General features: G+C 59.6%; 2 protein-coding genes. One reads left to right on the top strand and one right to left on the bottom strand.

What is annotated here, in order from left to right; all coding sequences use genetic code 11:
- Positions 1-691: 691 nt before the first annotated feature.
- A complete protein-coding gene (locus ACFMO5_RS05120) occupies positions 692-1,423 on the top strand; it encodes a LysM peptidoglycan-binding domain-containing protein (protein ID WP_376791680.1) in 732 nt (243 codons plus the stop codon).
- Between the two features lie 61 nt (positions 1,424-1,484).
- On the opposite strand, the gene ACFMO5_RS05115 is transcribed toward ACFMO5_RS05120, so the two are convergent.
- The coding region (locus ACFMO5_RS05115; RefSeq protein ID WP_376791679.1) for a dipeptide ABC transporter ATP-binding protein at positions 1,485-3,146 on the bottom strand (1,662 nt) is incomplete at its 5' end.

The raw sequence follows: 3,146 nt of genomic DNA, 5'->3' as shown, positions 1-3,146 counted from the left end.
GCCCAAAGGGCCGCGGGGAGGGGGAGAAAATTTTTGGGGGGGCTGGGTCAGGGGCCGAAGGCCTCCGGCCCAGCCCCAAATTTAAAAATGGACGCAGTAGTGCTTCTTCCACATTTTTGGTTTTGGGCCCTTGGGGATTTGGGGGCGTTGGCCCTCATCATTCTGCTATTCTCAAAATGGATGAAGCAGTAGTCACCCCTTCCCGCAGTGGTGAGCTCCAAATATCAAAAATTCAAAGGGGCTACGCAGTGCGGGGAACGGCCCCACCCTCCTTTTCTCTCCCCGTGCGGCTTTGCCGCACGGGGAGAGAAGGAATAAGTTTCTTCGTGGGGTGCGGGCACCTTCGGCGGCCCGCGCCCCACGAAGAAGAAATTACCGCTACCGAATAGAGCGATCACCAATGTATGATGGTGAGCCGCTAACCATTCATGGCGGTTTCCTGATCTCCTTTCTTCCACGCTTCGCGTTGCGAGAGCGGCATGGGGACGGCCCTCTCATCGTGGTGATGGTCATCTTTGGCTTTTCAACGCTTTACCGTGAAGGCGAAAACCACAGCGTCGGGCGGCCAAAGGGATTATGCCGTTCGGAGCCCGTGAGAGGAGGCGGAAGGACCCTACCCCTAAGCCCCTATGCGGAAATCAACCGCCTAACTCCTGTTTGATGAAAACCAGCCAATAGGATCGGATGCCATATGCGCAAAGAGGGCGCGCTTTCCGCGAAAATGTCGAGACGTTGGCTCTGGGGCATTGGGTTGAACGCCTTAGCCGCCTGCGGTGCGTTGATCGCGGCGATGTGGGTGGTTAATCGAATTCAGCCCTTGCCTCCCCTGCCCACCCCACGTCCCACATTCACTCCAGCGCCCACGCCGACTCCGCGTCAGCCTTTCACCTACACCGTGCAGCCTGGAGATACGCTTCTGGCGATCGCCACCCGCTTTGAGGTCTCTCTCAACGAGCTCCTTCAGGCGAACGGCTTAAGCGCCGAGGCCCTTATTTATCCCGGGCAGGTGCTATGGATTCCCGTAAGCGATCTCCCCCCGCTCCCCCTGCCAACACCCACCGCTGCCCCCACGCCTTTCCATGCTCCGGCTTCAGGGGAGATCCGCCTTCGGATCCTCGAAGTGAAGGCCCCAGGGGATCTGGCCTCAGAGGCCCTCGTGTTGGCCAACGAGGGGGCGACGATCAGCCTGGCGGGGTGGCGGATCCGGGATGAGGAGGGAAATATATTCACATTCCCGGCGCTGACCCTGTGGACCCATGGCGTTGTGACGGTGCACACCCGGGATGGGGCAAACACCGCCATGGATCTTTACTGGGGCCGTGCCGAGGCCGTATGGCGGCCCGGCGAGCGAGGCACCTTGGAGGATCCTCAGGGCAAATTGGTGCTTGAATTTCGAGTTCCCGGCGGATCCGATGGGCGCTAAAAGACCGTTATTCGATTCACAAAACCCGGGGCTTAGGCTTCACCCCAGCCCCGGGTTTGTTTTAGATCACCCGCCAACAGGCCACCCAATGCGCCTGCTGCGATGGGCCTACGTTGATGAATGGGGGCTCCTCCCGGGCGCAATGGCTGGTGGCAACGGGACAACGCGGATGGAAGCGACAGCCAGCAGGCGGGTTCAGAGGGCTTGGGACATCGCCCTTGAGCAAGATACGCTCCCGCTTGAGGGTGGGATCCGGTATTGGGACGGCGGAAAGCAATGCCTGAGTGTAAGGGTGAAGCGGATTGCGGTAAAGTTCCTCTCGGGAAGTCAGCTCCACGATCTTGCCCAGATACATCACCGCCACGCGATCGCTCACATGCTCGATCACGCTGAGGTTGTGGGCGATGAACAGATAAGTCAGCTTGAACTCTTCCTGGAGCTCTTTCAACAGGTTGATGATCTGCGCCTGGATGGAGACGTCAAGCGCGGAGATCGGTTCATCGCACACGATGAACTTCGGTCGCAGGGCGAGAGCACGCGCGATCACAATGCGCTGGCGCTGGCCGCCGGAGAATTCATGCGGATAACGCAGGCGGCTTGCAGCGGGTAGACCTACCTCCTCCAGCAGGCGTTCGATACGCTCGATGCGTTTCTTGGGGGGAATGTCTGGGCGTAAGGACTTAAGTCCTTCGGCCAGGATGTCGCCCACTAACATTCTGGGATTCATCGCCGAGAACGGATCCTGAAACACGATCTGAAGCGCGCGGCAGCGGCTCTTGGTCGGCAAGTCATCCAGCTCCCGGCCGTCGAAGTAAACCCGCCCTGAGGTGGGCGGAATCAATTTTAACAATGCTTTGCCCAAGGTGGTCTTGCCGCAGCCGGATTCGCCCACGACGGCCAGGGTTTGGCCTTGGAGGAGGGTAAAAGAGACGTCGTCTACTGCCTTCACGTAATCCTTGACCCGCTTCAACAAACCCCGGCGGATGGGGTACCAGACCTTGAAATTCCTTACCTGAAGCAAGGGGGGCGTCGGTTTAGACAGGAACTTATTGGGCGTAGGCCGGGCAAGGCAGCTATCCAGCCTTGGTCGGGCCTCGAGCAGTTGCCGCGTATACGGGTGGGTGGGGCGAGCGAACAAAGGCGCATCGCGCTTGTGGAACATTTCGACGATCTTACCGCCCTGCATCACCGCTGCCGAATCAGCCAGATCGGCCACCAGCCCCAGATCGTGGGTGATCAACCATAAGGACATGGTGCGCTGGCGCTGGAGTTTGCTAAGGAGGTCTAGAATCTGGGCCTGGATGGTGACATCTAGCGCAGTGGTAGGTTCGTCGGCGATGAGGAGTTCCGGTTCTCCCGCCAGGGCGATGGCGATCATCACCCGCTGGCGCTGACCTCCTGACAGCTGATGCGGGAAGCTTTCGATCCTTTGCTCGGGATCGGGAATGCCAACTTGGCGCAGGAGCTCCAGACAACGCTGGCGGATCGCTTGACGCCCAAGGCCCAAGTGCAGGGTCAGAACTTCTTCGATCTGATCACCGATGGTTCTGACTGGGTTGAGGGAGGTCATCGGATCCTGAAAGATCATCGCGATGCGCTTGCCGCGCAGGCGGTTCATTCGCATTTCCGGCAGCCTGAGCAGATCCTCGCCATCCAAAATCACCCTGCCGGCGGTGATCCGGGCGTTAGGGGGCAGAAGGCGCATCACCGATAGGGCGGTGAT

The organism is Thermoflexus sp., from assembly GCF_042408365.1.
Classification (GTDB): domain Bacteria; phylum Chloroflexota; class Anaerolineae; order Thermoflexales; family Thermoflexaceae; genus Thermoflexus.
This window is presented reverse-complemented; position numbering and strand designations above follow the sequence as displayed.